Genomic DNA, 23,331 nt, shown 5'->3' on the forward strand with positions numbered 1-23,331 from the left:
CTCCGGGGGCAGGGGAGTGGCAACCCCGAAGGGCACCGCGCGGCGACTACCCTAGGAGGGGCGCCAAAACGCCCTGCGCGTTCATCCTGACCGTCCCGTTCCTGAAGGAGTTGCCGACCTGTGGCACCAAGTTCTGACTACACCGCCCGGCATCTCTCTGTGCTGGAAGGCCTCGAGGCCGTCCGCAAGCGCCCGGGCATGTACATCGGCTCCACAGACTCACGCGGGCTCATGCACTGCCTGTGGGAGATTATCGACAACTCGGTGGATGAGGCCCTGGCCGGTTTCGGCCACGACATCAGGATCATCCTGCACTCGGATAACTCCGTGGAGATCCACGACGACGGCCGCGGCGTCCCGGTGGACATCGAACCGAAAACCGGGCTGAGCGGCGTCGAAGTTGTCTTTACCAAGCTGCACGCCGGCGGCAAGTTCGGCGGCGGCTCCTACACTGCCTCGGGCGGCCTGCACGGCGTCGGCGCGTCGGTGGTCAACGCGTTGTCCGCGCGCCTGGACGTGGAAGTGGACCGCGGCGGCAAGACCTACAAGATGTCCTTCCGCCGGGGCGAGCCGGGCCGTTTCAAGGACACCGGCACCAAGCCGGACCCGGCCTCCGTGTTCGAGCCCTTCGTCGACGGCTCCGTGCTTGACGTCATCGGCAAGGCCAAGCGCGGCGTCACGGGCACCCGGATCCGCTACTGGGCGGACCGGCAGATCTTCACCCCGGACGCCAAATTCTCCTACGACGAACTGGCCGCCCGCGCGCGGCAGACCTCCTTCCTGGTGCCCGGACTCAGGCTGACAGTCCGGGACGACCGCCGGGTTGCCGGCACACCGGGCGAGGCCGGTCCGCACGAAGAGGTGTTCCACCACGACGGCGGCATCTCCGAGTTCGTCGAGTTCCTCGCCGCCGATCCGGGCGTCACGGATATCTGGCGGCTGCATGGGGCCGGCAAGTTCAAGGAAACCGTCCCGGTCATCGACGATAAAGGCCACAGCCAGTTGGCGGAGGTGGAGCGTGACTGCGAGGTCGACGTCGCCCTGCGCTGGGGCATCGGTTACGACAGCACGGTGCGCAGCTTCGTGAACATCATTTCAACCCCCAAGGGCGGCACCCACCAGTCCGGTTTCGAACAGGCGCTGCTCAAGACGTTCCGTAAGGCGGTCGAGGCGAACGCCCGCAAACTCAAGGCCGGCAGCGACAAGATCGAAAAGGACGACATCTTCGCCGGGCTCACCGCGGTCCTCACGGTCCGCCTGGCCGAGCCTCAGTTCGAGGGCCAGACCAAGGAAATCCTGGGCACCTCGGCCGTCCGCGCGATCGTGGCCAAGGTGGTGGAGCAGGAAATCAACGCCAAACTGACCTCCGCGAACCGCAACGACAAGGCCCAGTCGGCTCTGCTGCTGGAAAAGGTCGTCAGCGAGATGAAGTCCCGCATTTCGGCCCGGGTGCACAAGGAAACCCAGCGCCGCAAGAATGCCCTGGAGACCTCGTCGATGCCCACCAAGCTTGCGGACTGCCGCACGGACGACGTCGCGCGGTCCGAGCTGTTCATCGTCGAAGGTGACTCCGCGCTGGGCACCGCCAAGCTTGCGCGGTCCTCCGACTTCCAGGCGCTGCTGCCTATCCGCGGCAAGATCCTCAACGTCCAAAAGGCCTCGGTGGGCGACATGCTCTCCAACGCCGAATGTGCCGCCCTCATCCAGGTGGTGGGCGCGGGTTCCGGGCGGAGCTTCGACATCGGGGCCGCCCGCTACGGCAAAGTCATCCTCATGACCGACGCCGACGTCGACGGCGCCCACATCCGGACGCTGCTCCTGACGCTGTTCTTCCGCTACATGCGCCCGATGATCGACGGGGGCCGCGTCTTTGCCGCCGTTCCGCCGCTGCACCGGGTGGAGGTCATCAACGCCGGACAGAAGGCCAACGAGATGATTTACACCTACTCCGAGGCGGAGCTTCATATGCTGCTGGCCAGGCTCGCCAAAGAAGGCAAGCGCTACAAGGAACCGATCCAGCGGTACAAGGGCCTGGGCGAGATGGACGCGGAGCAGTTGGCCGAGACCACGATGGACCCGCGGCACCGAACGCTGCGCAAGGTCCGGATTGAAAACGCCAAGCAGGCCGAGGACACCTTCGACCTGCTGATGGGCTCCGACGTCGCGCCGCGCAAGGACTTCATCATTGCCGGCGCCGCGGGCCTGGACCGGGAGCGGATCGACGCCTGACGGGGCTGGTTCATTTCTGGCCGGGTTTGTTCAGCCGAGCAGCCCGGGAACGATCAACAGCGCCGTCGGCACGGCCAGGAGCAGCAGGCAGGTCGCCAGTACGGCCAGCCGCAGCGGCTCCGGCAGGGGAGGCTGCGGGGAGAGCAGGCGGCTGACCCGTGAGGCTGTAGTGCGCGCCGAGCCGGACCCGCCGGTGGCACCTGGCTGGCCGGGATCGTCACCGGACGGCTCGTCCTCGCCGAACGCCATCCGTCCGGCCAGGGCACCGGAGGAGCCGCTGGCCACGATCGCGATGGCCCTGATCAGAGTGGACTTGCTCTCCGTCTTCAGCGCGACGTCGTCCGCGAGCATTTCGATCAGCGAGTTGACAGCATCCTGCGCCAGCCGGGTGGTTGGCAGCCACGGCAGCGCCTGGCGCCAGGCCGCGAAGGCCCAGAGCAGGAGATGGTGGCGCTGGCTCAGGTGTGCGTTCTCGTGGATCAGCACTGCCCGGAGCTCGGCGGGTTCCAGTGCGGCCAGGAGCCCGTCGGAGAGGACTGTAACGGAGCGCGCGCCGCCCGGCAGACAGTATGCCACTGGAGATTCGAGGTTGAGCACCATGGTCCGGGGGCCGTCTGCGGACGGGGAGGCGAGCAATTCCAGCAGTTCCCGGTGCCGCCGCCGCTGCCGCTGGATCTTGTAATAGGTCAACAGCAGGGTGAACACGAGGTGCGCCGTCAGGAGTGCCGCGGCAGAAAGTGCAAAGACGTGCCAGAAACCGAGCGCTGTGGTGGGAGCATTCCGCAACACCATGCCGGCGAGGGCTCCGAGCCCGGCGAGCAGGTTGCCGCCGATGGGTTCCAGGCCGTAGACCAGCATGGCGCCGATCATCGACAGCCCTCCCGCCAGGGCGATGGCCTGCCAGAGCAGCATCGCCGTAAAAGGGGAACGGGACGGCCAGCGGGCTCGGGACAGAAGAACAGGGACCGGCCACGCCAGCGCTATCGCCAGGACCGCCAGAAACCATGAGGTCCAGAACATCGGGCGCTAGCTGAGGCCCAGCAGTTTGCGCAGCGTTTCGGCTTCGGTGTCGGTGACGGAACCAATGAACCGTGCCAGTACGGCCTCGCGGTCCGGGGCGGATCCGAGCACCTCGTGCATCAGTTCCGCGGTGTGCTCCTCGCGGCTGGAGATGGACTGGTAACGGTGCGGCCGGGTGCCGCGTTCGCGCTCCACCAGCCCCTTGCGCTCCAGGCGGGACAGCACGGTAAGCACCGTGGTGACTGCGAGTTCCTTGCCCTCATGGCCGGCGGTGCCGTCCGCGGGGCGGGTAGTCCGGGCCAGCAGGTCCCGCAGGGTGTTGGCCGTTGCAGCCTCCTGGCCCGCCCAGAGCAGATCCATCACTGCCCGTTCCAGTTCACCGAGACTAGCCATTCCATACGTCCTTCTTGAGGGCCGCCCGGCCCACCTGCTGTGCCGGATGGTGTGTGAATACTTCAACTCCAAATTTACCGCGTTTTGCACATATTTTCTACATGAGGTAGAACAAGCCTGCTGCGGCGCGTTGCGGCGCCTCGATTTCGGGCCGTGTGCAGCCGTGTACCGCTGTGCGGTGCTGGGTGCGGGGAGCCGTCGATTTGTTCTACAATCTGTAGAAGTAGCGTTCTACGTAGCGTAGAAATTGCTTGCCCAGCCAACAGCCAGCCAACAGTAGGGACTGCCTTGGACGCCTTGGAGATCGCACGGTGGCAATTCGGAATCACCACCGTCTATCACTTCATGATGGTGCCGCTCACAATCGGCCTTGGCCTGGTGGTGGCCGTGATCCAGTCGCTATGGCACCGCACCGGCAAGCCGGAGTACCTCCGGATGACCAAGTTCTGGGGCAAGCTGTTCCTGATTAACTTCATCATGGGCGTCGCCACCGGGATCGTCCAGGAGTTCCAGTTCGGCATGGCCTGGAGCGAATACAGCCGCTTCGTCGGTGACGTGTTCGGGGCGCCGCTGGCCATGGAGGCCCTCCTCGCCTTTTTCGTGGAATCCACCTTCCTGGGCCTCTGGATCTTCGGCTGGAAACAGCTCAAGCCCGGCGTCCATTTGGCCTGCCTCTGGATCGCCGTTATCGGCTCTGTGTTCTCCGCCTACTTCATCATCGTGGCCAACAGCTGGATGCAGCACCCCGTCGGCGTCGAGATGGTAGATGGCCGGCCGGTCATGACCGATGCCTGGGCCGTCTTCACCAACAACACCGCCCTCGTCGCCGTCCCGCACACCCTCTTCGGCGCCCTCGCCGTCGCCGGGTCCTTCCTGCTGGGAATCGCCTGGTACCACCTCTGGCGCCGCCGCCACGACGGCATCGACACCGTCGGCCCCGACGGTAAGGTCATCCCCGGCCAGGCAGCTACTCCGGGCCGGGACCGGACCGACCACGCCGTCTGGATCCGCTCGCTGCGGATCGGCGCCGTCGTCGCGATGATCTCATTCGCCGGCACCGCCGTCACCGGCGACCTGCAGGGCAAGCTCATGTTCGAACAGCAGCCGATGAAGATGGCCGCTGCCGAGGCAGCCTGCCACGACGGCACCGGTTTCTCCATCCTCAGCATCGGCAACATCGGATCCAGGAACTGCGACGACGTAGTGGCCGTGATCGAGGTACCCGGCATCCTGTCTTTCCTGGCCAAAGGCGACTTCACCACCGAGGTCAAAGGCGTGAACAGCCTGCTGGACCAGTACAAGGCAGATTACGGAACACACTTGCCGGACAACCCGATCTACGGTGACCGGGCAGGCCAGGAAATCCAGTACGTCCCCGTTATGGAAGTTACCTATTGGGGATTCCGGATGATGATCGGCTTCGGCGGAATCGCGGCGTTCGCCTCGCTCGTGGCGCTGTGGCTCACCCGCAAGGGAACAGTCCCGGCCTCCCGCGGACTCATGCGGCTGGCCGTGGTCGGCATCATGGCGCCGTTCGGGGCCAACGCAGCCGGCTGGATCTTCACCGAAATGGGCCGGCAGCCGTTCGTCGTCGCGCCGAACCCGGATCCCAGCGGAATCGACCAGGTCTTTATGTTCACCGCAGCGGCCGTCTCCCCGGGCGTCTCGGCCGGCGAACTGCTCACCTCCCTGGTGGTGCTGACCGCCGTGTACGCCGTGCTCCTGGTGGTCGAGGTCAAGCTGCTGGTCACCTACATCAGGGGAGGCGTCGTCTCGGCTATGCCGGAACTCGTGCACGCCCCCGCCGGCGAAAACAGGGACGGCACGCCCGGGGACGGTGGCCCCGGCAAGCCCGGGACCGACGACGTCCTGGCCTTCGCCTACTAACGCCTACCAGCGCACCCCAGCAAGCCGTCGCCAGCAAGCGCACCCAGGAAACGTACCCAGGAGACAGAGGATATTCAGCATGGAACTGCTACCGACCATCTGGTTCATCGCCATCGCGCTGCTCTGGACGGGCTATCTCTTTCTCGAGGGCTTTGACCTGGGCGTCGGCATGCTCATGAAGGGATTCGCCCGGAACAACAAGGAGCGCCGCGTCCTGCTCAACACGATCGGCCCGGTCTGGGACGGCAACGAAGTCTGGCTCCTGACCGCCGGCGGCGCCACCTTTGCGGCCTTCCCGATCTGGTACGCCTCCCTGTTCTCCGCCCTGTACCTGCCGCTGCTGCTGGTCATCGTGGCCCTCATCTTCCGCGCCGTCGCCTTTGAATACCGCGGCAAGGTGGACAATCCGCAGTGGCGGGCCCGCTGGGACTGGGCTATCTCCCTTGGCTCCCTCGTCGCGGCCTTCGGCATCGGGGCCGCCCTGGCGCTCACCACGACGGGACTGCCGCTGAACGCCAACGGTGACCGCGAAGGCGGACCGTTCGCATGGTTCAGCGCCTACGCGGTGCTCGGCGGACTCGCCGTCGTCGGCTTCTCGCTCCTGCACGGCCTCGCCTTCCTGGCCCTGAAGACCGACGGCGATATCCGGCACCGGGCGCGCCGGTGGTTCGTCCGGCTCCTGCCCGTGCTGCTGCTGCCGATCGCAGGCTGGGCGGTGAGCATGCAGCTGCTCAGCGGCGAGACGTGGACCGTGGTGGCCGTCGTAGCCGCCGTCGCAGCCGCGGTCCTGGCCTGGAACTTTGCCCGCACGGGTGCCGAAGGCCGCGCGTTCCTGTCCCTGGGCACTTTCCTGCTGCTCGGCAGCGCCTCGATCTTCGGCGCCGCGTTCCCGGTGGTGCTGCCGTCCACACTGAACCCGGACTTCAACCTGACCATCTCCAATGCCTCCTCCTCGGACTACACCCTGGGGCTGATGAGTATCGTCACCTGCATCGGGCTGCCGCTGGTCCTCGCCTACCAGGGGTGGACCTACTGGGTGTTCCGGCGCCGGGTGAGCGATGCGCACATCCCCGAGGCCCACAGCTTCCTCCCCGCGATCGCCGCCAAAGCCCTGGCGCCCAAGGACTAGCAGCCGATGAGACCGCAGTTCCCCACGGGCCCCGCCAACCGCGCCGCCCTCTACCTGCTGGGCCTCCTCGCGGCACTGAAAGCCCTGTCCCTGGTGCTGATGGGGCAGGCCGTCGCGTCCATGCTTGCGGGACTCATGGCCGGTGACCCTGCCTGGGACGGGCAGCTGTACTGGGGAGCTGCGGGGGTGGCCCTGCGGTCCCTGACGGTCTGGGCACAGGCCGTGGCGTCGCGCCGGGCCGCTCTGGGAGTCAAAGAGGAACTGCGCTCACGGCTGCTCGAGCGTGCGCTGCGCAACGGCACCCGCTCCGCCGGCCCCTCCGACGGCGGCCTCGCCATCCTGGCGACCCGGGGACTCGACGCCTTGGACAACTACTACACCCAGTTCCTGCCCGCCGTGGTGAACTGTGCGGCGATGCCGTTGCTCCTGGGCGCGCGGATCCTGTTCGCGGACTGGATCAGCGCCGTCGTAATTGTGCTGACCGTGCCGCTGGTGCCGCTCTTTATGATCCTGATCGGGCGCTACACCGATGACCGGGTCAGGGAAGCCCAATCGGCGCTGTCCCGGTTGTCCGGCCACATGCTGGAGCTCGCCAAGGGACTGCCTGTCCTGGTGGGCCTGGGCCGCGCCACCGCGCAGCGCAAAGCCCTTGAGGAAATTTCGGAGGAATACCGCACCCGGACCATGGGCACGCTGCGCACCGCGTTCCTCTCCGCCCTTGCCCTGGAGCTCATCGCCACCATTTCCGTCGCCGTTGTCGCGGTGCTCATCGGCGTCCGGCTGGTCCACGGCGACATGGCGCTGGAAGCGGGGCTGCTGGCGCTGATTCTGGCCCCCGACTGCTACCTCCCGCTCCGGGAACTGGGCACCGCACACCACGCCAGCGACGAAGGCCGTGCCGCGCTCGACGAAACCACCGCCATCCTTGAGGCCCCCGAGACCGCCCCGCTGCTTCCTGTGGCTGCCGCCGCCACGGGGCCGGCCACGGTGATGGCCGGGCCGCCAGCCGTTACAGTGGCCGGCCTGACCGTCCTCTACGCCGGCCGGGCCGGGACGGGCGTGGGGCCGCTGAGCTTCACCGCCGCCCCGGGACGCATCACGGCGCTGGCCGGGCCCAGCGGCGCCGGCAAGAGCACCGTCCTCGGCGTGCTGGCCGGCACCATCGGGACGGGGAACGGGACAGTCACCGCCGGACGCCTTGAAGGGTTCACGACGGCGGACCTCGCCTGGGTGCCGCAGCACCCCGTGATGGTCGCCCCGACAGTGCTCGACGAGCTCCGGCTGTATCTGGGTGCATCGCACACCGGTGCTGCGGGCGACGAATCAGCCCTGCGCTGCCTGGCAGCCTGCGACGCGGAGCACCTCGCCGCGAAGCATCCGGCCGAACTCAGCCCCGGGGAGCTGCGCCGGGTGGCGCTGGCCAGGGGCCTGGCCCGGATCGAGGACGGAGCCACCGTGCTGCTGCTCGACGAACCCACCGCCCACCTGGACCGCGACTCAGCCACCGTTGTCAGCCGCGCCATCGCCGCACTGCGCGGAAAGGTCACGGTATTGCTCGTGGCACACGACCGGCAGACCCGCGGACTCGCGGACGAACTGGTAGCGATGCCCGTGGGCGCCACAGCACCCCCGGACACCGGACACACGGCCGCGGCGACCTTCGCGGCGTCCTATTCGGAGTCCTCCACGGCAGCCGGCCTGACGCCACCCGCCGTGGCAGCCGGCACCCGGGAGCCGCAGCCATCTACCGCCGCGGCCCGCGGTTCAACGGCAGCCCGGCTCCGCCGGCTGCTGGCCCCCGTCGCAGGCAGGTTCGCCGCTGCCGGCGCCGTCGGCGCGCTGGCGGCCCTCTTCGCCGTCGCCCTGGCCGGGCTCTCCGGCTGGCTCATCATCCGCGCCAGCGAGCAGCCGCCCATCCTCTACCTGCTCACTGCGATCGTGGGTGTGCGCTTCTTCGGCGTCGGACGGGCCGCCCTGCGCTACCTCGAACGGCTTCTGCTCCACGATGCCGTGTTCGCCGCCCTGACCAGGCTCCGCGGCCGGCTCTGGGAATCGCTGAGCCGTCGCGCGCTCTCGCTGCGCCGGCTCCTGCAGGGCGGCAACGTCCTGGGCACCGTGGTGGACGACGTCGACACCGTGCGGGAACTGCTGCCCCGCGTGGTCCTGCCGCCGCTGACCGCCGTGGCCGTCGCGGCCGCCGCCATCACAGGCATCGGCCTGCTGCTGCCGGCCGCGCTGCCGGCCGTGATCGCCGCCGCGCTGCTGAGCCTCGTGGCCGCCCCGGGCCTGGCACTGGCGGCGGACCGGATGTCCGCCGGCACCGAGCAGCGGCTGCGCTCCGGTGTCCTCCGCGAGGTCGCGGCCGCGCTGGACGCCCGCGCCGAACTCCACGCCAACGGCGTCGCTGCCCCGGTGCTCGCGGCGATCACCCGGGCCGACCGTTCCGCGACGGCTGCCTCCCAGCGGTCCGCGTGGGCCGAGGGACTTGGCCAGGGGCTGACCGTGCTGGCCTGCGGCGCCGCTGCCCTGGCCAGCGCTGTGCTGGCCGCACCCCTGGCCCTGGACGGAGCCGTGGAGCCGGCGACCGTCGCCGTCGTTGTGCTGCTGCAGCTCGCGCTCGTGGAGCCCTTCGCGGCGATGACGACGGCGGTCCGGCAGTACCCGGCGCTGCGCGCAGTGCTGCGGCGGGTCGGCGAAGCCGGTGTTCTGGCCGGAACCGACGCCGGGGATACCGGCGGTCTTGTCCCGGTGGCAGGGAGGCCAGACGGCAAACCCGGGATCGAACTCCAGGACCTCGCGGCCGCCTGGCCCGGCGGTCCGCCGGTCTTTGCCGGGCTGTCCGCCGCCGCCGAACCCGGGCGCTGGCTCGCGGTCACCGGAGCCTCCGGGTCCGGCAAATCAACCCTGCTCGCCGTGATCCTGGGCTTCCTCCCCGCCGCACGCGGCCACATGCTGCTCAGCGGGCGGGCGGCGTGGTGCCCGCAGGAGGCGCACCTCTTCGACTCGACCATCCGCGGCAACTTGCTGCTGGGTCGTCCGGAAGGCCAACGCGGGGCAGAACACAGGACAGACCACGGGGGAGAAGCGGAGCAGCCATTGCAGGATGCCCTGGCCGCGGTGGGCCTCGGGCCGCTGATCGGGCGGCTGGAGCACGGGCTGGACACCCGGATCGGCCCGGGCGGGGCATTCCTCAGCGGCGGCGAACGGCAGCGCCTTGCCGTTGCCCGCACGCTGCTGACCGGCGCGGACGTGATCCTGCTGGACGAACCCACGGCCCACCTGGACGCGGAGTCCGGCCGCGCAATGCTGGCCGAGCTGCGGCACGGCCTGCGGAACCGCACCGTGGTCCTCGTGACCCACAACCCGGCGGACATCGCGGCGGCGGACAGCCGGCTGGACCTGGACCGCGCGGCAGCCGGGTGGACGGCACCGGCACCGGAGCCAACGCGGGAGGCACCGCGGATGCTGGTTTGGGGGTCGGCCGGACGCTAGCCTGTTGCCATGAACGGACAGTCCGACGCCGAAGCCTTGACCAGTCTCGATCCCCGCCTGAGCTGGCGGCCGGCAGGAACCGACGAGATTGATGCGTGGGCCGCCCTGATCGCCCGGACCGCTGCCGTCGAACGGCCCGTCTGGTTCGAGCGCCGCGCCGACCTGGAACAGATCCTCGCGTCAAAAATGAACCCGGCAGCCGCGAACATTATCCTTGGCTTCGACCCGGAGGGCGCGGCCCGGGCCTACGGCCGGATCACCAAGAACCCGGAGGGGGAGAAAGCGATCGGATACGGCTGCGTCGACCCACAGTGGCAGGGCACCGGGATCGGCACCCGGGTGCTGGGCTGGATGGAGGCCCGGACCCGGCAACGATTCGCCGCGGACGCAGCGGCCGACGTAGGGTCAGGAGCCACGCCGAAGTTGAGACTCTATATGGAACAGCAGCACACGCACCAGGCTGCGCTGTTCAGGGACTCCGGCTACCGGATCGTCCGCTACTTCAACGAGATGCACCGTCCCCTGACGGATAGCATCCCGGACGTCGTGCTGGACGAGGGGCTGGAGCTGGTGACCTTCGGCCCCGAGCTGCACGAGCCGGTGCGGCTGGCGCACAACGAGGCCTTCCGGGACCACTGGGGCAGCGAACCCCGCGACGAGGAGGGCTGGGCTTTCGTGGTGAACGATCCGCTGGCCCGGCCGGACCTGAGCGCCGTCGTCGTGGAACTGGCCAGCGGGCGGGTGGCCGGCTACCAGCTCGCCAGCCACGACGCGGGGAGCGCTGAATCGCGCGGATATGCGGAGGGCTACACGGACCTGCTGGGCGTGCGGCGCGAGTTCCGCGGCCGCGGGGTGGCGCAGGCGCTCCTTGCCGACGCGATGCGCCGCTTCGCCGCGGCAGGGATGGACAAGGCATCGCTCGACGTCGACTCGGAGAACCCCACCGGCGCCCTCGCCCTCTACGCCAAAATGGGCTACGTGGCCGTCAACACCAGCACGGCCTGGGACAAGGACCTGTAGCTGGCCGTCCACGCGCTATCCGTCCACGCGCTATCCGTCCACATCGTGGAGGTGATGGACGACGTCGTGCACGAAGTATTGCGCGAAGGTCAGCACGGTGAACTCCGAACCGTTGCTGCGGGTACCTTTGCGGCCCCAGTCCTCCGCGGGAACGCCGGCGAAGGCGGCGGCGATTTGCTCTCCCTCTGCGGTCAGTTCGGTGCTGACCTGGGCCGGATCGGCGTTGGCGTAGTCCTTCTCCACCGCCGTGAGGTCCTGGTCCCAGTCTTTGAAGCGTGCGTCGTCCACCGTGATCATCAGGGAAAGCCGGTGGTCGAACAGGGTGCAGACGTCGCGGACGTGGCTGGCGTATTCAAGCACCGACCAGGTGTCCTCATCGGGGCGCTCCGCCACGTCCGGACGCCGCAGCGCCGCCCGCCAGCGGGGGAGCAGGCTTTCGACGATCCCCGGCACCGTGGCGGGGGTGGCCGCCGAGGCATCGAAACCGCACTCCGGGCAGGGCCGCTGCAGGACCCAGGTCCAGTCTTTGAGATCCGGGATGATAGGCATGCGAGCAGTCTAGGCGCATTCTCCCGGTGCAGCCGAGGATGACGGGGGATGCGGTCCACACCGAATCCATTGCTTCGCTAAATCCCGCACCTGCACGCGAGCCGAAGCCGGCCATTTGCCACGGATGGCCGCAATGGCGGGTCCCATGGCGGCCATCTGTGGCGATTGGGTGCGCTGTGTGTGAGGGCGCCGCAACCTGCCGCCCGCTACTTCAGGCAGAAGGGCATCGCAGCAGCAATTCACGGACTCGCCGAATCAATGAATCGCATAAGGAACACGGATGCCGTGAGGCATTCGGCACCCATCTCTTCGTCAACCGTGTTCGTGCCCTTCGAAGGGTGAACAGCACGGTTCCTACTTCGGTTAAGTCCTCGAAGCGCTTCCAGGAGCAATACCGGGGGCGCCGATAGACCTGCGGCTGCGCGGGTGAGGGCGAGCACGGCCACTTTTTCCAGGAATCCAAGCCGGGGTTCGTCATATGGTGTGAGAGGGTTCAGCGACCGCGAGATGAATAACTGTAAGGCTATGTCGGCGGCGGTGTGAGCATCGATAATTCCACGCCGATAGTCGTGGTCTCCGTGTGCGAATGCGCCGTCCGAAAGAAGTTTCAGGTGTGGCTCTTCCTGCGCGGGCAAGTATTGAACAAGAACCGAAAAATAGGACTTTGAGGGAGGCATGGGCCCTTGTGGGACGCCGTAGAAGTAAAGCCGGTGAGGCAAGTGGGACGGAAGTTTAGGCTGGTTGCCGAACATGAGCGCGGGAACAATTAGGCCGTCTGTTCCGGCATCGGTGCCGGTCAGGTTAACCCCTCTCACAATGTCATTGGGGGTGATTCCGAAGGCCCCGAGATCAAGTGTCATGGTCTGCCCAGCAATGATCTCAACGCTCGCAATTGTGGTGCGGCCGCCCAGCGGTGCCAGCAGGCTGAATGTAGATCCCGCGCCGACGAAACAACTCTTCACAGACGACCAAAGATCAAAGCTAGCTCGGCACTCCGGAACCGGGCACTCCTGTTCCACGGCTGGATCGAAGTACTCCGCAAACAACTCTGGGGTGAGGCCGACAACGTGACCACATTGACCAAGTAGTCCTTGAAAATCCATGTGCATTGGAAGTCTTTCCATTTACGGGCCGTGTCAAGCATGCATCGCACTTGCCCCAGAGCAATAAAGCGGGGCCGATATCTGGACTTGTTCACAAGTAGTGCAGCGGCCCACGGTGGTGCGACTGGCAGGCCGGTGCCCTCGTCCAGACTGACGAGCCGGGGCGCCTTTGCGTCGGCCATTTGCCACGGATGGCCGCAATGGCGGGTCCCATGGCGGCCATCTGTGGTGAATGGGTGACCCGGGACCTTTGACGTGCGGCCCGGAGGCCGTGAGCCGACACCCTGGCACGATTGCAGGGGCTCCGGAGTCCGGGGACGGCTACGAGAGCCCGGGCGCACCGGTTACGTGGCGCCGGCCGCCGTAGCCCCAGCGAAACCTTAGTCTTCCGTCTCCATAGCCGGCTGCCACGCCATACTTGGCCCGATCGCGTCGATGGCCTGGGAGAGGGGAATCCCGGACCCGTCGCGGCGGCCGTGTTCGCCGGGCAGGGAACGGGCCACCCCGGCCAGCGAGGACGCCTTCGCCGGACCGTGGCCGGCCCACGCGAGCAGCAACGTGTCCTCGCCCTTCAGGAAGCGGTGCGCCCGGACCCCTGCCGTGCCGCGGCCCTTCGCCGGATACTCGGAAAAAGCGGTGACCTTGGCGGCCCCGGGAGCGGTGCCGGGAAGCGCCCCCTCGGTGCCAGCGATGGTCACGACGACGGCGGCCGCGTCGGCAACACCGGCGGTGCCGAAAAACACCACCGTGTCCCCGGCGCCCAGCTTGATGCCGGCCATGCCCCCGGCGGTCCGGCCCTGCGGCCTTACGCCGGCGGAGCCGAATCGCAGCAACTGCGCCTGCTGCGTCACGAACACGAGGTCGACGTCGTCGGACCCTGCCGGGGAAACACCGATCACGGTGTCCTTGTCCTTGAGTGCGATGACCTCCCAGTCCTCACGGTTCAACGGGTAGTCCGGCTGGACGCGCTTGACCACGCCCTGCGCCGTGCCGATGGCCAGCACCTCGTCCAGCGGTGCGAAGGCGACAAGCGATTCACCCTTGAGCAGGGTGATGAAGTCCCTGGCCGGCACCCCGCCCGCCAGGTTCGGGGTGCCGGAGGTCGGCGGCAGCACGGGCATGTCCATCACCTGCAGGCGCAGCATGCGGCCCTGGGACGTGACGGCGGCGATTTCACCGCGCGCGGACGTTTTGATCACGGAGCGGAACACATCGTGCCTGTTCCGCGGGCCGGACTCTGCGAGGCTGTCCTGGTTGGCGGTGCGGGCGATCATCCCGGACGCGGTGAGGACGGCCCAGCAGGGGTCATCGGCGATCTCGAGCGCCAGCGGGGCGCCCTTGCCCCTGGCGCCCGGCGCAGCGGCCAGGGCTGCGGCGACGGTGGGGGAGACGGCCTCGGACTCGAGCAGCACAGTCCGGCGCGGGGTGCCGTATTTCTCCGCAATTTCGGCCAGTTCGGCGGACACCAGGGCGCGGAGCCGCTCGCTGGAGCCGAGGATGGCTTCGAGTTCGGCGATTTCCCGGCGCAGTTCGTCCTGCTCTTTTTCGAGTTCGATCCGGGAATACTTGGTCAGCTGCCGGAGCCGGAGCTCCAGAATGTAGTTGGCCTGGATTTCGGTGAGGTCGTAGATGGACATCAGCCGGGTCCTGGCCGCGGCCACCTCGTCCGAGGAACGGATGATCTGAATGACCTCGTCGATGTCCACGATGGCGATCAGGAGACCCTCGACCAGGTGCAGCCGGTCCTTCTTCTTGCCGAGCCGGAAGGCGGTGCGGCGCCTGACCACGGTGATGCGGTGCTCCACGTAGACGGTGAGCAGCTGCAGCAGCCCAAGGGTCTGCGGCTGGCCGTCCACGAGGGTGACGTTGTTGATGCCGAAGGAGTCTTCCATCGGCGAGTAGCGGTACAGCTGCTGGAGCACTGCGGTGGGGTTAAAACCGTTTTTGAGCTCGATGACCAGGCGCAGCCCGTGCTTGCGGTCCGTGAGGTCCACGATGTCGCTGATGCCGGTGAGCTTCTTGCCGTTGACGGCATCCTTGATCTTCTCGATCACCTTTTCCGGGCCCACCATGTACGGCAGTTCCGTGACCACCAGCCCGGTGCGGCGCGCCGAGAGCTGCTCGATCTCAACCTTCGCGCGGGTCTTGAAGGAACCGCGCCCGGTCGCGTAGGCGTCCCGGATGCGGTCCAGTCCCACGATCCGGCCGCCTGTGGGCAGGTCCGGGCCGGGGACGAACTTCATGATGTCCTCGAGCGTGGCGTCCGGGTGATCGATCAGGTGCCTGGCGGCGGCGATCACTTCCACCAGGTTGTGCGGGGCCATGTTGGTGGCCATGCCGACGGCGATGCCGGTGGCGCCGTTGACCAGGAGGTTCGGGAACGCGGCCGGCAGCACATCGGGCTGGGTGAGCTGGTTGTCGTAGTTGGGGACGAAATCGACCACGTCCTCGTCGAGGTGGTCCGTCAGGGTCAGGGCGGCCGCCGCCAGGCGGGCCTCGGTGTACCGCGGTGCCGCCGGGCCGTCGTCGAGCGAGCCGAAGTTGCCGTGGCCGTCGATCAGCGGCAGCCGCAGCGAAAAGTCCTGCGCCATGCGCACCATGGCGTCGTAAATCGCGGTGTCACCGTGCGGGTGCAGCTTGCCCATGACCTCGCCCACCACTCGGGCGCTCTTGACATGGCCGCGGTCCGGGCGCAGGCCCATTTCGCTCATCATGTACAGGATGCGCCGCTGCACGGGCTTCAGGCCGTCGCGGGCGTCCGGAAGGGCCCTGGAGTAGATCACCGAATAGGCGTACTCGAGGAACGATCCTTCCATCTCGGACGTGACGTCGATGTCGACGATGTTCTCTGTGAATATTCCTGCGGAATCGTGGTTGGCTTCCCCTGCCGGGGGCGTGGTTGGGCGGCGTGCCATGAGGCTGGTGGGTCCTTCTGCGGGTGCTGAGCGGTGTTGCGTGGGTTTATGACTAGGCTAAGCCTATGGTGGATCAGCCCGCGGACGGCGTATATCCGGAATATTGGGAAGCCGATGTTGTCCTGCGCGACGGCGGGACGGCGCATCTGCGCCCGATCCACCCGTCCGACGCGGACGCCGTGCAGGCCTTCCACGTGGGCCAGTCGCAGAAGTCCATCTACATGCGCTTCTTTGCGTTCAAGTCCAGGCTCTCCGCCAAGGAACTCAAGCGTTTCACCGAGGTGGACTACCAGGACCGGGTGGCCCTGGTGATCACCATCGGCGGGGAGATCATGGGGATCGGCCGCTACGACCGGCTCGACGATCCCAGGGAAGCCGAAGTCGCGTTCAACATCGCGGACGCCCACCAGGGCCGCGGTATCGGCTCCATCCTGCTCGAGCACCTCGCCGCCGCCGCCCGCGAACACGGCATCCGGACGTTCAGCGCCGAGGTCCTGCCGGAGAACCGCAAGATGCTGATGGTGTTCTCCGACGCCGGTTACGACGTCAAACGCCACTTCGACGACGGCATTGTCAGCCTCGAGTTCAACATCGACCCCACCGACAAATCCCGCGCCGTGATGGAGTCCCGCGAACACCGCGCCGAGGCCCGCAGCATCCAGGAACTGCTCGCCCCGTCCTCCGTGGCCGTGATCGGCGCCAGCCGCAAATGGGGCACCATCGGCTACCAGCTGCTTGAGCACATCATCGAAGGCGGTTTCACCGGCCCGGTCTACGCGATCAACCCGGAGGCCCTCGAGCTCGCCGGGATGCTCTCCTTCGCCCGGCTCTCCGAGGTCCCGGGCCCGGTCAAGCTCGCGATCATCGCCGTACCGTACGCCGAGGTCCCCAAGGTGGTCGAGGAATGCGGCGCCGCCGGGGTCAAGGGGATCGTCGTGGCCACTGCAGGGTACGACGACGACGGCGAACGCGGGCTCGCCCGGCAGCGGGAGCTGGTCCGGCAGGCCCGCGCCAACGGCATGCGCGTGATCGGCCCGGCCTCCCTCGGCATCATGAACTCCAACCCGGGCGTGTCCCTCAACGCTTCGATGGCACCCTCGCTGGCGCGCCGCGGCGGCCTGGGTCTGTTCAGCCAGTCGGCGGCGATCGGCGTCTCCCTCTATGCTTCCTCCAGCCGCCGCCGCGTGGGTATCTCCACCTTCCTCTCCGCCGGCAACCGCGCCGACGTCTCCGGCAACGACATGATGCAGTTCTGGGAGGACGACGCCGACACAACCGCCGTCGGCCTCTACCTCGAATCGATCGGCAATCCGCGCAAGTTCTCCCGGCTGGCACGCCGGCTGGCCCGGACCAAACCTGTCATTGTGGCCAAGTCCGACGCCATGGGACTGGGGCTGCCGCCCGGCCACGCCGTGCGTACCACCCAGGCGCCGCCGGAGGCCCTCGACGCCATGATGCGCCAGGCCGGCGTGATCCGGGTCGAGACGATCGAGCAGCTGATGGACGTCGCCCAGATCGTCTCCAGCCAGCCGCTTCCCCACGGGCCGGGGCTCGCCGTCTTCAGCAACTCCCGGGCGCTCGGGAAGGTCGTCGCGGACAGCGCCGCCAAGCAGGGGCTCGGTGTGGAGCGGATCGTCACCGACGTCGACCTCGATGCCGGTATGTCGGTGGCACTGCCGGCCCTGCGGCGCAGCCTCCAGGAAACGCTGGCCACCGATACCGTGCACGCAGTGGTGGTGGCGCTTCTGCCAGCGCACGGCCTCACGGTGGAAAAGATCGCCGCGGTCCTCGCCGAGTGCTCCGTAGCCGCCGGAAAACCCGTGGTTGCGGCCTTCAGCGGGCTCCTGGACCCCTCCATCTATGTGGAAGGCATGGTCGGCAGCGAAGCGGGCCCGACGGCCGTGCCCTGCTACTCCAACCCGGGCGCCGCCGTGGCCGCGCTCGGCGCCGTCGTCCGGTACGCCCAGTGGCTGAACCGGGACCAGGGCCTCTTCGTGGAACCCGTTGGCTGCGACCCCGACGGCACCCACACCGACCTCGAAAGCCTGCTGGAGCATGTGGGCGGCGAGCACCTGGTCCGGCTGGACCAGGCGGCGGCCTCGAGGCTGCTGGCCCGTTACGGCATCCGGGTGATCCCCTCCGAAGGCTTCGAGACCGTCGAGGAAGCGGTTGCAGCCGCAGGCCGGCTCGGCTGGCCGGTGGCGTTGAAAACCACCGACCCCGCGCTGCGGCACCGTCTGGACCTCGGCGGGGTGCGGCTGGACATCCAGGACGCGGATGCGCTGCGCCGGAATGTGCTCGAAATGCGCAAGTCGCTTGAACGCTACGGCTCGCCGTCGCTGGAAGTGCAGACCATGATGCCGGTGGGGCAGGCGTGCACTTTCCGCGCCGTCGAGGACCCCCTGCTGGGCCCGGTGGTCTCTTTTGGCCTGGCCGGGGACGCGGTCAACCTGCTGGACGACTGGGCCCACCGGGTTCCGCCGCTATCCGGTTCCGATGTCCACGACCTCATCCGCGCGCCCCGGGCGTCGCGGAAGCTCTTCGGCTACCAGGGGCTGCCGGCCGTGGACGCCGCCGCCCTGGAGGACCTTGCCGCCCGGCTGACCAGGCTCAAGGACAACCACCCGGAGATCGCCCTGGTGGAGTTCAACCCCGTCCTCGCCGGACCCGACGGCGTGTCAATCCTCGCGGCCGACGTCCGGATCGCCAACGCCGCCCAGCGCACCGACAGTGCCCGCCGCGCGATGCGGAGCTAGCGGAACGCCCACCAGGGACCGCCGTCGGGGACCGGGCCGGTTCCCCCTCGGGGACCCGCCGTCGGCCGTCACCGTCCGCCGGCGTTAGCATGTCCCCGGCCGATCTGTGAAAATGGAGACCATGAGCCTTCCGTCTCCGACACCCAAGCCCCAGGCGCCCGTCACCGCCCCGGGCATGCACCACCACGGCCTGCACGATCACAGTGCGCACGGTCACAGCCTGGAAGGGGCCCTCCAGCAGGCCGGTTTCTACCCCCGCCTCGTAGCCGACGTCGTCGCCGACGCCCTGGACGGCCGCGACTGCGTGGCCCACCTCGTTCATCTCGAGACGCACTTCGACCGCGCCGAGGTCCGCCGCCACATCACCGTGCTGGTGCTGACCGAGGACATGCTGGTCATCACCCATGTGGATGACCAGCAGCTCGACGAGGCAGGGGAGCAGACCGTCGCGCAGGTGTCCACGGAATCCGTCCCCGTGACGCAGATCCGCTCCGTGGTGCTCAGCTACGTTTACGCCCAGCCGCAGGACTACAAGGCCTCGGACCCGGTCCGTGAACTGACGCTGTCCATCGCCTGGTCCGGCGGCCAGCGCCTGGACATGGGCCCGGTCAGCTGCGGCGATCCGCAGTGCGAGGCCGACCACGGCTACAGCGGTACCATCGCGCAGGAGGACATTGTGCTCCGGATCAGCGCCGAAGCGGACGGGCTGCAGGCCGTCCAGGACGCCAAGCTCTTCGCCCGCGCCCTCCGGGCCGTGAACACCGGATCCTCCGCCCCCGTGCCGCACACGGGCCCGGGGCTGCCGCCCCGCGCCCGGATGGGTGTCTTCGGGAACCGCCTCAGCCGCGGCCACCAGCGCTGAGATGGCGCCGGTCCGTATGCCCGAACCGCTCGCTGCCCCAGCCGCCCCCACCATGTTGCTGCCCGCCGCCCCGGCCTTCGGCAGCCGTTCCATCGCCGAGGTGCTCACGAGCGCCGCGGCCAGCCTGGGCGTCCCTGGCTTCGAGAACCGGCTGAAGCTGCCCGCGGCCAAACGTGTCTGCGTGGTGCTCGCCGACGGGCTGGGCCGGAACCTGCTGAAGCAGAAATCGGCGCACACCCCCTTCCTGCGCTCCGTAATGCAGGCAGGCCAGGGCCAGGTGCCGGTGTTCCTTGATTCGGCGTTTCCCTCGACAACCGCCGCCTCCCTCGCCAGCTTCGGTACCGGCCTCCCCGCCGGGCAACACGGCATGGTGGGCTACGACGTCCTGGACCCGGACCAGGACCGGGTGGTCAACATGCTCGGTGGCTGGGACGCCGGCGTGGATCCCCAGCGCTGGCAGCCGTTCCCCACTGTGTTCGAGCGCGCCGCCGGGCATGTCGATGTCAGCACCGTCAGCCTGCCCCAATTCAGCAATTCGGCCATGACCCAGGCCGCGCTGCGGGGCGGCCGCTTCGTCACCGCGACCACCTCGCATGCAAGGACCGCGGCGGCCGCCGACGCTATGGCCGGTGCAACAAAGTCGCTGATGTACTTCTACGTCAACGAACTCGACAAGGCCGGGCACCGCCACGGCTGCCAGTCACCGCAATGGGAGCACCAGCTCGAAGAACTCGACGCCACCGTGAAGCGGCTGAGTGCCACCCTGCCGGCCGGCACCACGGTGCTGCTCACGGGGGACCACGGCATGCTCGATGTGCCCGAATCCCAGAGGATCGACTACTCGGCCGAACCGGCCCTCGTGGCCGGAGTCCGGCACACCGCGGGGGAACCGCGGATGGTCCACCTCTACCTCGAAGCGGGACGGGACGACGCCGGACGCGCGCAGCTGATCGATGCCTGGCGGTCCCGCTTCGGTGACCGGATCTGGGCTTTCACCCGGGAACAGGCAATTGCCGCCGGGCTGTTCGGTGAGGTCCGCGCGGAAGTTGTGCCGCGGATCGGTGACGTCATGATTGCCGCCCGGGATGCCCTGGCCTTCTATGACACCCGCCGGGTGCGTCCGACGGCCATGGAGGTGGTGGGCCAGCACGGGTCCCTGACCAACGCCGAGCGCGAAGTCCCGCTGCTGTGCTTCCGTGCCGACGGCAGGAAAGCACCCAGGGCCACGGCCTAGGCGACGGAGGAGAGTCCGGTGCCGCTGGCCCCGGCGGGGGCCAGTCCCTGGGCCAGGCCTTCCCACACACCTTTGGACCGGGACCGCCGGGGGGCCGGCGAAAAAAGGCTCCTAGTCCCCGCGGGCTCCAAAGACAATCTCGTCCCAGCTGGGTACGCTGGAGCGCTTGGGCTTGGCCGGCTGGCGCTCGGGTTCCGCCGACTCGCGCTCGGGGCGGGCAACCGCCGGCGTGTCGCGGTGCTGGCGCCGGGACGTCCCGCCGCCGAGGAGCTCGTCCAATCCGGGGCTCGCGGTGGGTCCCTGCTGCCCGACGGGCCGCAGCTGCGAGGCCACGATGGTAATCTCCCGGGTATCGGTGCTGACGCCGTCATGCAGCTTAAGCGCGTCGTCATCCTGATGCCGGGGGGCGAGGGTGAGCCGGGACAGCATGGAAGGCCGGCCGTCACGGCGCCGCTCCCAGGGGTCGGTGTCCGGGCGTGGCGCAGTGTCCTGCGCAGCGTCCTCGGCCTGCTTCGCCTCGACGGCGCCCGGAGCGTCCTCCGGAGCTGACTCGTCCGGTTCGGCAACCACTTCGGACGGCCGCGGGTGGGCCGCCGGTACGCCGTTGGTCATCAGCAGGGCGAGGGCATCGTCGGCGTCTTCGTCCACACCAAGGCGCTGGCCGCGGCGGGAGCGCAGCATGTCGAGCAGCCCGTCCGACTCCTTGTCCTTCTTCAGCTGGAGCTGCTGGACCTGCAGCTGGGCGGTCGCGGTCCGGGCGGCAACGTCGGCGTCGGTTTCAAAATCAAAGGGCCGGTCCGAGACCGCCGAGAGCCGGCGCGCCGGGACTGGGCCGTCGAGGGGTTCTAGTTCACTGAGCTGCTGGGCCCAGCGGTTGGCGTTCTGCAGGGACTTCCGGGTGGGGCTGAAGGTCCACATGGCCGGCGGCTCTTCGCCGATACCGGACGTTCCGCCGGACTTCGTTTCGAAACGGGCCACCACGTTCCAGTTGCCGTCCTGGCGCCGCCAGGAGTCCCACTCAACGGTGGAGGCTTCAATGCCGTGCGCGCTCAGCCGGTGAGCCACCATTTCGCCGAGGGAGGCAGGGCTGTCCCCGAAAACTGAGCGGTAGACGTCGTGGCCGGGAGCGGGGGAAGCTACTTCTACCTTGCGGGCCTGCTGGGCGACATGTTCGCGCTCGGCTAGCACGGGACCCTCATAGCGTTCCACCTTCGCGAGCGGAATGCCCGAAAGTTCCGCCACCTCAGCCGCCGTCGCTCCGCTGCGGATCCGGGACTGGATATCGCGCGGCGACATGGCAATAGGAGCAGCGCCCGCACTGGGAGCCGCCTTCGCGGACGTCCGGTTGGCTGCGACTCGAAGTGCTTCATCGATTGGCAGCCGGAACATCTCGCCGCCGGTGCCGCTCAACAGGAGATGCTCCCCGACGTCGTGGACGCCTACAAGCCGTAGATCCTGCATACAAATCCTCCACCCTGGCATTACTAACAATCGAAACTCTGCCACCGATCGCGGGAAAATCCGGTGAGGACGGAGGGCGCGCCGTCGTATTCCGCGAATTTCCGCTACATTTCAGGCGTTGCCACGCAGATTTCCCGCCGATTCACGGGCTGTCCCCGGCAGCCGGCGTCGTAAGCGGCCCGCGGCCTCTGGCTTTCAGCTGCCGCTTAAGCAAAGATGACGCGACGTCGGGCACAAAAACCGCGTGGCCGGCGTTGGCATCGGTGAGCCGGTCCCGGGAACTGACGGGCCACCAGCCCGGCAGGACCACACCGGAGCAGCGAGCCAACCGAACGAATGCGGAGTGTGAGCAACTAACAATGGCGACAGACTACGATGCGCCGCGCAAAACCGAAGAAGACCTCAACGATGACTCCGTTGAGGCCCTGAAGGCGCGGCGTTCGGACAAGCCAACGGCTGTGGTCGATGACGACGAAGCAGACCTCGCGGAGGGCTACGAACTCCCCGGGGCAGACTTGTCCGGGGAAGAACTGCTGGTCCGGGTCATGCCGGCCCAGGCAGATGAGTTCACCTGTGCCTCCTGTTTCCTGGTCCGCCACCGTTCGCAGATCGCACGCGAAAAAGACGGCCTCACGTACTGCCGGGACTGCGAGGGCTAGCTCGCGGCGGTCCCGGCCGGCAGGACCAGGTCTGGAGCGCGGGGTTAGGACTGGAGCGCGGCGTTAGGACTGGAGCGCGACGTTAGGACTGGAGCGCGACGTTAGGACTGGAGCGCGACGACCAGCCGGTCCGGGTGCCGGCTGGACGTCAGCCAGTACGGCGTGCGGTCGGACGGATCGGTGATTTCGATGCGGACCACCGGATCGATCCAGCCCCGGATGCACATGAACGCGAGGCCATGAAGCCGGGTGCCGCGCTCCGCCGTCGCCTCCTTGCCGCGGAAGGCGGCCGCGGTGCCGACGAAGCGGCGCTCGATCGTGGCCCGGCCCACGCGCAGCGTTGAAGCAGTCACGGTGATGGCAGGTGTCGAAAGAATCAGCAATACGGCGATGATCACGAACAGCACAGCGGCGGCGGTGAACGCGGCGGCCATGCTGATCGGGGCGAAAACCAGGATTCCTGCGCCGGAGAATCCCGCGGACACCAGCCAGATCCAGAAGTTCGGCCAGAGCTTCTCGTTGTAGAGGACGGCTTCGTTACTGGGGGAGCTACTGGCGGCAGGCACGGCTGCACTGGATTCGGGCATGTGCCCAGCTTTCCACTTTTCCCGGGCTATTTCAT

16 protein-coding genes are annotated in these 23,331 nt (G+C 68.1%); 9 read left to right on the top strand and 7 right to left on the bottom strand.

Annotation, left to right across the window (positions count from 1 at the left end; translation table 11 throughout):
• Window positions 1-120 precede the first annotated feature (120 nt).
• Window positions 121-2,229: a DNA gyrase/topoisomerase IV subunit B gene (locus tag AC50X6_RS16730; RefSeq protein WP_494967293.1), complete on the top strand. Its 2,109-nt coding sequence runs from the start codon at window positions 121-123 to the stop codon at window positions 2,227-2,229.
• A gap of 30 nt (window positions 2,230-2,259) precedes the next feature.
• Here the strand turns inward: AC50X6_RS16730 and AC50X6_RS16735 are convergent, their stop codons facing one another.
• Together AC50X6_RS16735 and AC50X6_RS16740 are read right to left on the bottom strand one after the other, a co-directional pair.
• Window positions 2,260-3,249, bottom strand: coding sequence for a M56 family metallopeptidase (locus AC50X6_RS16735; RefSeq protein WP_494967294.1), 990 nt, complete (start codon window positions 3,247-3,249; stop codon window positions 2,260-2,262).
• Window positions 3,250-3,255: 6 nt separating this feature from the next.
• Entirely contained in the window at window positions 3,256-3,642 is a 387-nt protein-coding gene (locus tag AC50X6_RS16740) for a BlaI/MecI/CopY family transcriptional regulator (RefSeq protein ID WP_494967295.1), read from the bottom strand.
• A gap of 288 nt (window positions 3,643-3,930) precedes the next feature.
• Here AC50X6_RS16740 and AC50X6_RS16745 point away from each other — a divergent pair, with 288 nt between their 5' ends.
• The 4 genes from AC50X6_RS16745 to AC50X6_RS16760 all read left to right on the top strand — a co-directional run bounded on the left by AC50X6_RS16745 (window position 3,931) and on the right by AC50X6_RS16760 (window position 11,170).
• Window positions 3,931-5,529: a cytochrome ubiquinol oxidase subunit I gene (locus AC50X6_RS16745; RefSeq protein ID WP_494967296.1), complete on the top strand. Its 1,599-nt coding sequence runs from the start codon at window positions 3,931-3,933 to the stop codon at window positions 5,527-5,529.
• Between the two features lie 79 nt (window positions 5,530-5,608).
• On the top strand, window positions 5,609-6,658 hold the full coding sequence (gene cydB, locus AC50X6_RS16750) for a cytochrome d ubiquinol oxidase subunit II (protein WP_494967297.1): 1,050 nt from the start codon (window positions 5,609-5,611) through the stop codon (window positions 6,656-6,658).
• Window positions 6,659-6,664: 6 nt separating this feature from the next.
• Window positions 6,665-10,150 (top strand): thiol reductant ABC exporter subunit CydD, encoded by a 3,486-nt coding sequence (gene cydD / locus AC50X6_RS16755; protein ID WP_494967298.1) that lies wholly within the window; start codon window positions 6,665-6,667, stop codon window positions 10,148-10,150.
• A 9-nt stretch (window positions 10,151-10,159) separates the two neighbouring features.
• Complete coding sequence (locus AC50X6_RS16760) at window positions 10,160-11,170, top strand: GNAT family N-acetyltransferase (RefSeq protein ID WP_494967299.1); 1,011 nt, start codon at window positions 10,160-10,162, stop codon at window positions 11,168-11,170.
• Window positions 11,171-11,200: 30 nt separating this feature from the next.
• Here AC50X6_RS16760 and AC50X6_RS16765 read toward each other — a convergent pair whose 3' ends face one another.
• The 3 genes from AC50X6_RS16765 to AC50X6_RS16775 all read right to left on the bottom strand — a co-directional run bounded on the left by AC50X6_RS16765 (window position 11,201) and on the right by AC50X6_RS16775 (window position 15,737).
• Complete coding sequence (locus AC50X6_RS16765) at window positions 11,201-11,719, bottom strand: DinB family protein (protein ID WP_494967300.1); 519 nt, start codon at window positions 11,717-11,719, stop codon at window positions 11,201-11,203.
• Between the two features lie 239 nt (window positions 11,720-11,958).
• Window positions 11,959-12,843 carry a hypothetical protein gene (locus tag AC50X6_RS16770; protein WP_494967301.1) on the bottom strand — a complete coding sequence of 295 codons (885 nt, stop codon included), beginning with the start codon at window positions 12,841-12,843 and terminating at the stop codon, window positions 11,959-11,961.
• 359 nt (window positions 12,844-13,202) lie between these two features.
• A complete protein-coding gene (locus tag AC50X6_RS16775) occupies window positions 13,203-15,737 on the bottom strand; it encodes a DNA gyrase/topoisomerase IV subunit A (RefSeq protein ID WP_494967302.1) in 2,535 nt (844 codons plus the stop codon).
• Window positions 15,738-15,802: 65 nt separating this feature from the next.
• Here AC50X6_RS16775 and AC50X6_RS16780 point away from each other — a divergent pair, with 65 nt between their 5' ends.
• The 3 genes from AC50X6_RS16780 to AC50X6_RS16790 all read left to right on the top strand — a co-directional run bounded on the left by AC50X6_RS16780 (window position 15,803) and on the right by AC50X6_RS16790 (window position 20,589).
• Window positions 15,803-18,493, top strand: coding sequence for a bifunctional acetate--CoA ligase family protein/GNAT family N-acetyltransferase (locus AC50X6_RS16780; protein ID WP_494967303.1), 2,691 nt, complete (start codon window positions 15,803-15,805; stop codon window positions 18,491-18,493).
• Between the two features lie 121 nt (window positions 18,494-18,614).
• Window positions 18,615-19,355, top strand: coding sequence for a DUF5998 family protein (locus tag AC50X6_RS16785; RefSeq protein ID WP_494967304.1), 741 nt, complete (start codon window positions 18,615-18,617; stop codon window positions 19,353-19,355).
• A gap of 16 nt (window positions 19,356-19,371) precedes the next feature.
• Entirely contained in the window at window positions 19,372-20,589 is a 1,218-nt protein-coding gene (locus AC50X6_RS16790) for an alkaline phosphatase family protein (RefSeq protein WP_494967305.1), read from the top strand.
• Between the two features lie 111 nt (window positions 20,590-20,700).
• Here AC50X6_RS16790 and sepH read toward each other — a convergent pair whose 3' ends face one another.
• A complete protein-coding gene (gene sepH / locus AC50X6_RS16795; RefSeq protein WP_494967306.1) occupies window positions 20,701-22,050 on the bottom strand; it encodes a septation protein SepH in 1,350 nt (449 codons plus the stop codon).
• A gap of 359 nt (window positions 22,051-22,409) precedes the next feature.
• Between sepH and AC50X6_RS16800 the strand changes: the two genes are divergently transcribed.
• The gene (locus AC50X6_RS16800) at window positions 22,410-22,709 is read left to right on the top strand and encodes a DUF4193 domain-containing protein (RefSeq protein ID WP_494967307.1); all 300 of its coding nucleotides are present in this window, start codon (window positions 22,410-22,412) and stop codon (window positions 22,707-22,709) included.
• 101 nt (window positions 22,710-22,810) lie between these two features.
• Here the strand turns inward: AC50X6_RS16800 and AC50X6_RS16805 are convergent, their stop codons facing one another.
• On the bottom strand, window positions 22,811-23,296 hold the full coding sequence (locus tag AC50X6_RS16805) for a DUF3093 domain-containing protein (protein WP_494967308.1): 486 nt from the start codon (window positions 23,294-23,296) through the stop codon (window positions 22,811-22,813).
• Window positions 23,297-23,331: the final 35 nt, after the last annotated feature.

It is taken from the genome of Pseudarthrobacter sp. HLT1-7 (genome assembly GCF_059383435.1).

What these genes read in the sequence shown, in the direction of transcription:
- AC50X6_RS16735 (WP_494967294.1), bottom strand. Translation starts at nt 3,249, where the DNA reads ATGTTCTGGACCTCATGGTTTCTGGCGGTCCTGGCGATAGCGCTGGCG.
- AC50X6_RS16790 (WP_494967305.1), top strand. Translation starts at nt 19,372, where the DNA reads ATGCCCGAACCGCTCGCTGCCCCAGCCGCCCCCACCATGTTGCTGCCC.
- AC50X6_RS16775 (WP_494967302.1), bottom strand. Translation starts at nt 15,737, where the DNA reads ATGGCACGCCGCCCAACCACGCCCCCGGCAGGGGAAGCCAACCACGAT.
- AC50X6_RS16780 (WP_494967303.1), top strand. Translation starts at nt 15,803, where the DNA reads ATGGTGGATCAGCCCGCGGACGGCGTATATCCGGAATATTGGGAAGCC.
- AC50X6_RS16785 (WP_494967304.1), top strand. Translation starts at nt 18,615, where the DNA reads ATGAGCCTTCCGTCTCCGACACCCAAGCCCCAGGCGCCCGTCACCGCC.
- cydD (WP_494967298.1), top strand. Translation starts at nt 6,665, where the DNA reads ATGAGACCGCAGTTCCCCACGGGCCCCGCCAACCGCGCCGCCCTCTAC.
- AC50X6_RS16800 (WP_494967307.1), top strand. Translation starts at nt 22,410, where the DNA reads ATGGCGACAGACTACGATGCGCCGCGCAAAACCGAAGAAGACCTCAAC.
- AC50X6_RS16805 (WP_494967308.1), bottom strand. Translation starts at nt 23,296, where the DNA reads ATGCCCGAATCCAGTGCAGCCGTGCCTGCCGCCAGTAGCTCCCCCAGT.
- sepH (WP_494967306.1), bottom strand. Translation starts at nt 22,050, where the DNA reads ATGCAGGATCTACGGCTTGTAGGCGTCCACGACGTCGGGGAGCATCTC.
- AC50X6_RS16770 (WP_494967301.1), bottom strand. Translation starts at nt 12,843, where the DNA reads ATGGAAAGACTTCCAATGCACATGGATTTTCAAGGACTACTTGGTCAA.
- AC50X6_RS16740 (WP_494967295.1), bottom strand. Translation starts at nt 3,642, where the DNA reads ATGGCTAGTCTCGGTGAACTGGAACGGGCAGTGATGGATCTGCTCTGG.
- AC50X6_RS16760 (WP_494967299.1), top strand. Translation starts at nt 10,160, where the DNA reads ATGAACGGACAGTCCGACGCCGAAGCCTTGACCAGTCTCGATCCCCGC.
- cydB (WP_494967297.1), top strand. Translation starts at nt 5,609, where the DNA reads ATGGAACTGCTACCGACCATCTGGTTCATCGCCATCGCGCTGCTCTGG.
- AC50X6_RS16765 (WP_494967300.1), bottom strand. Translation starts at nt 11,719, where the DNA reads ATGCCTATCATCCCGGATCTCAAAGACTGGACCTGGGTCCTGCAGCGG.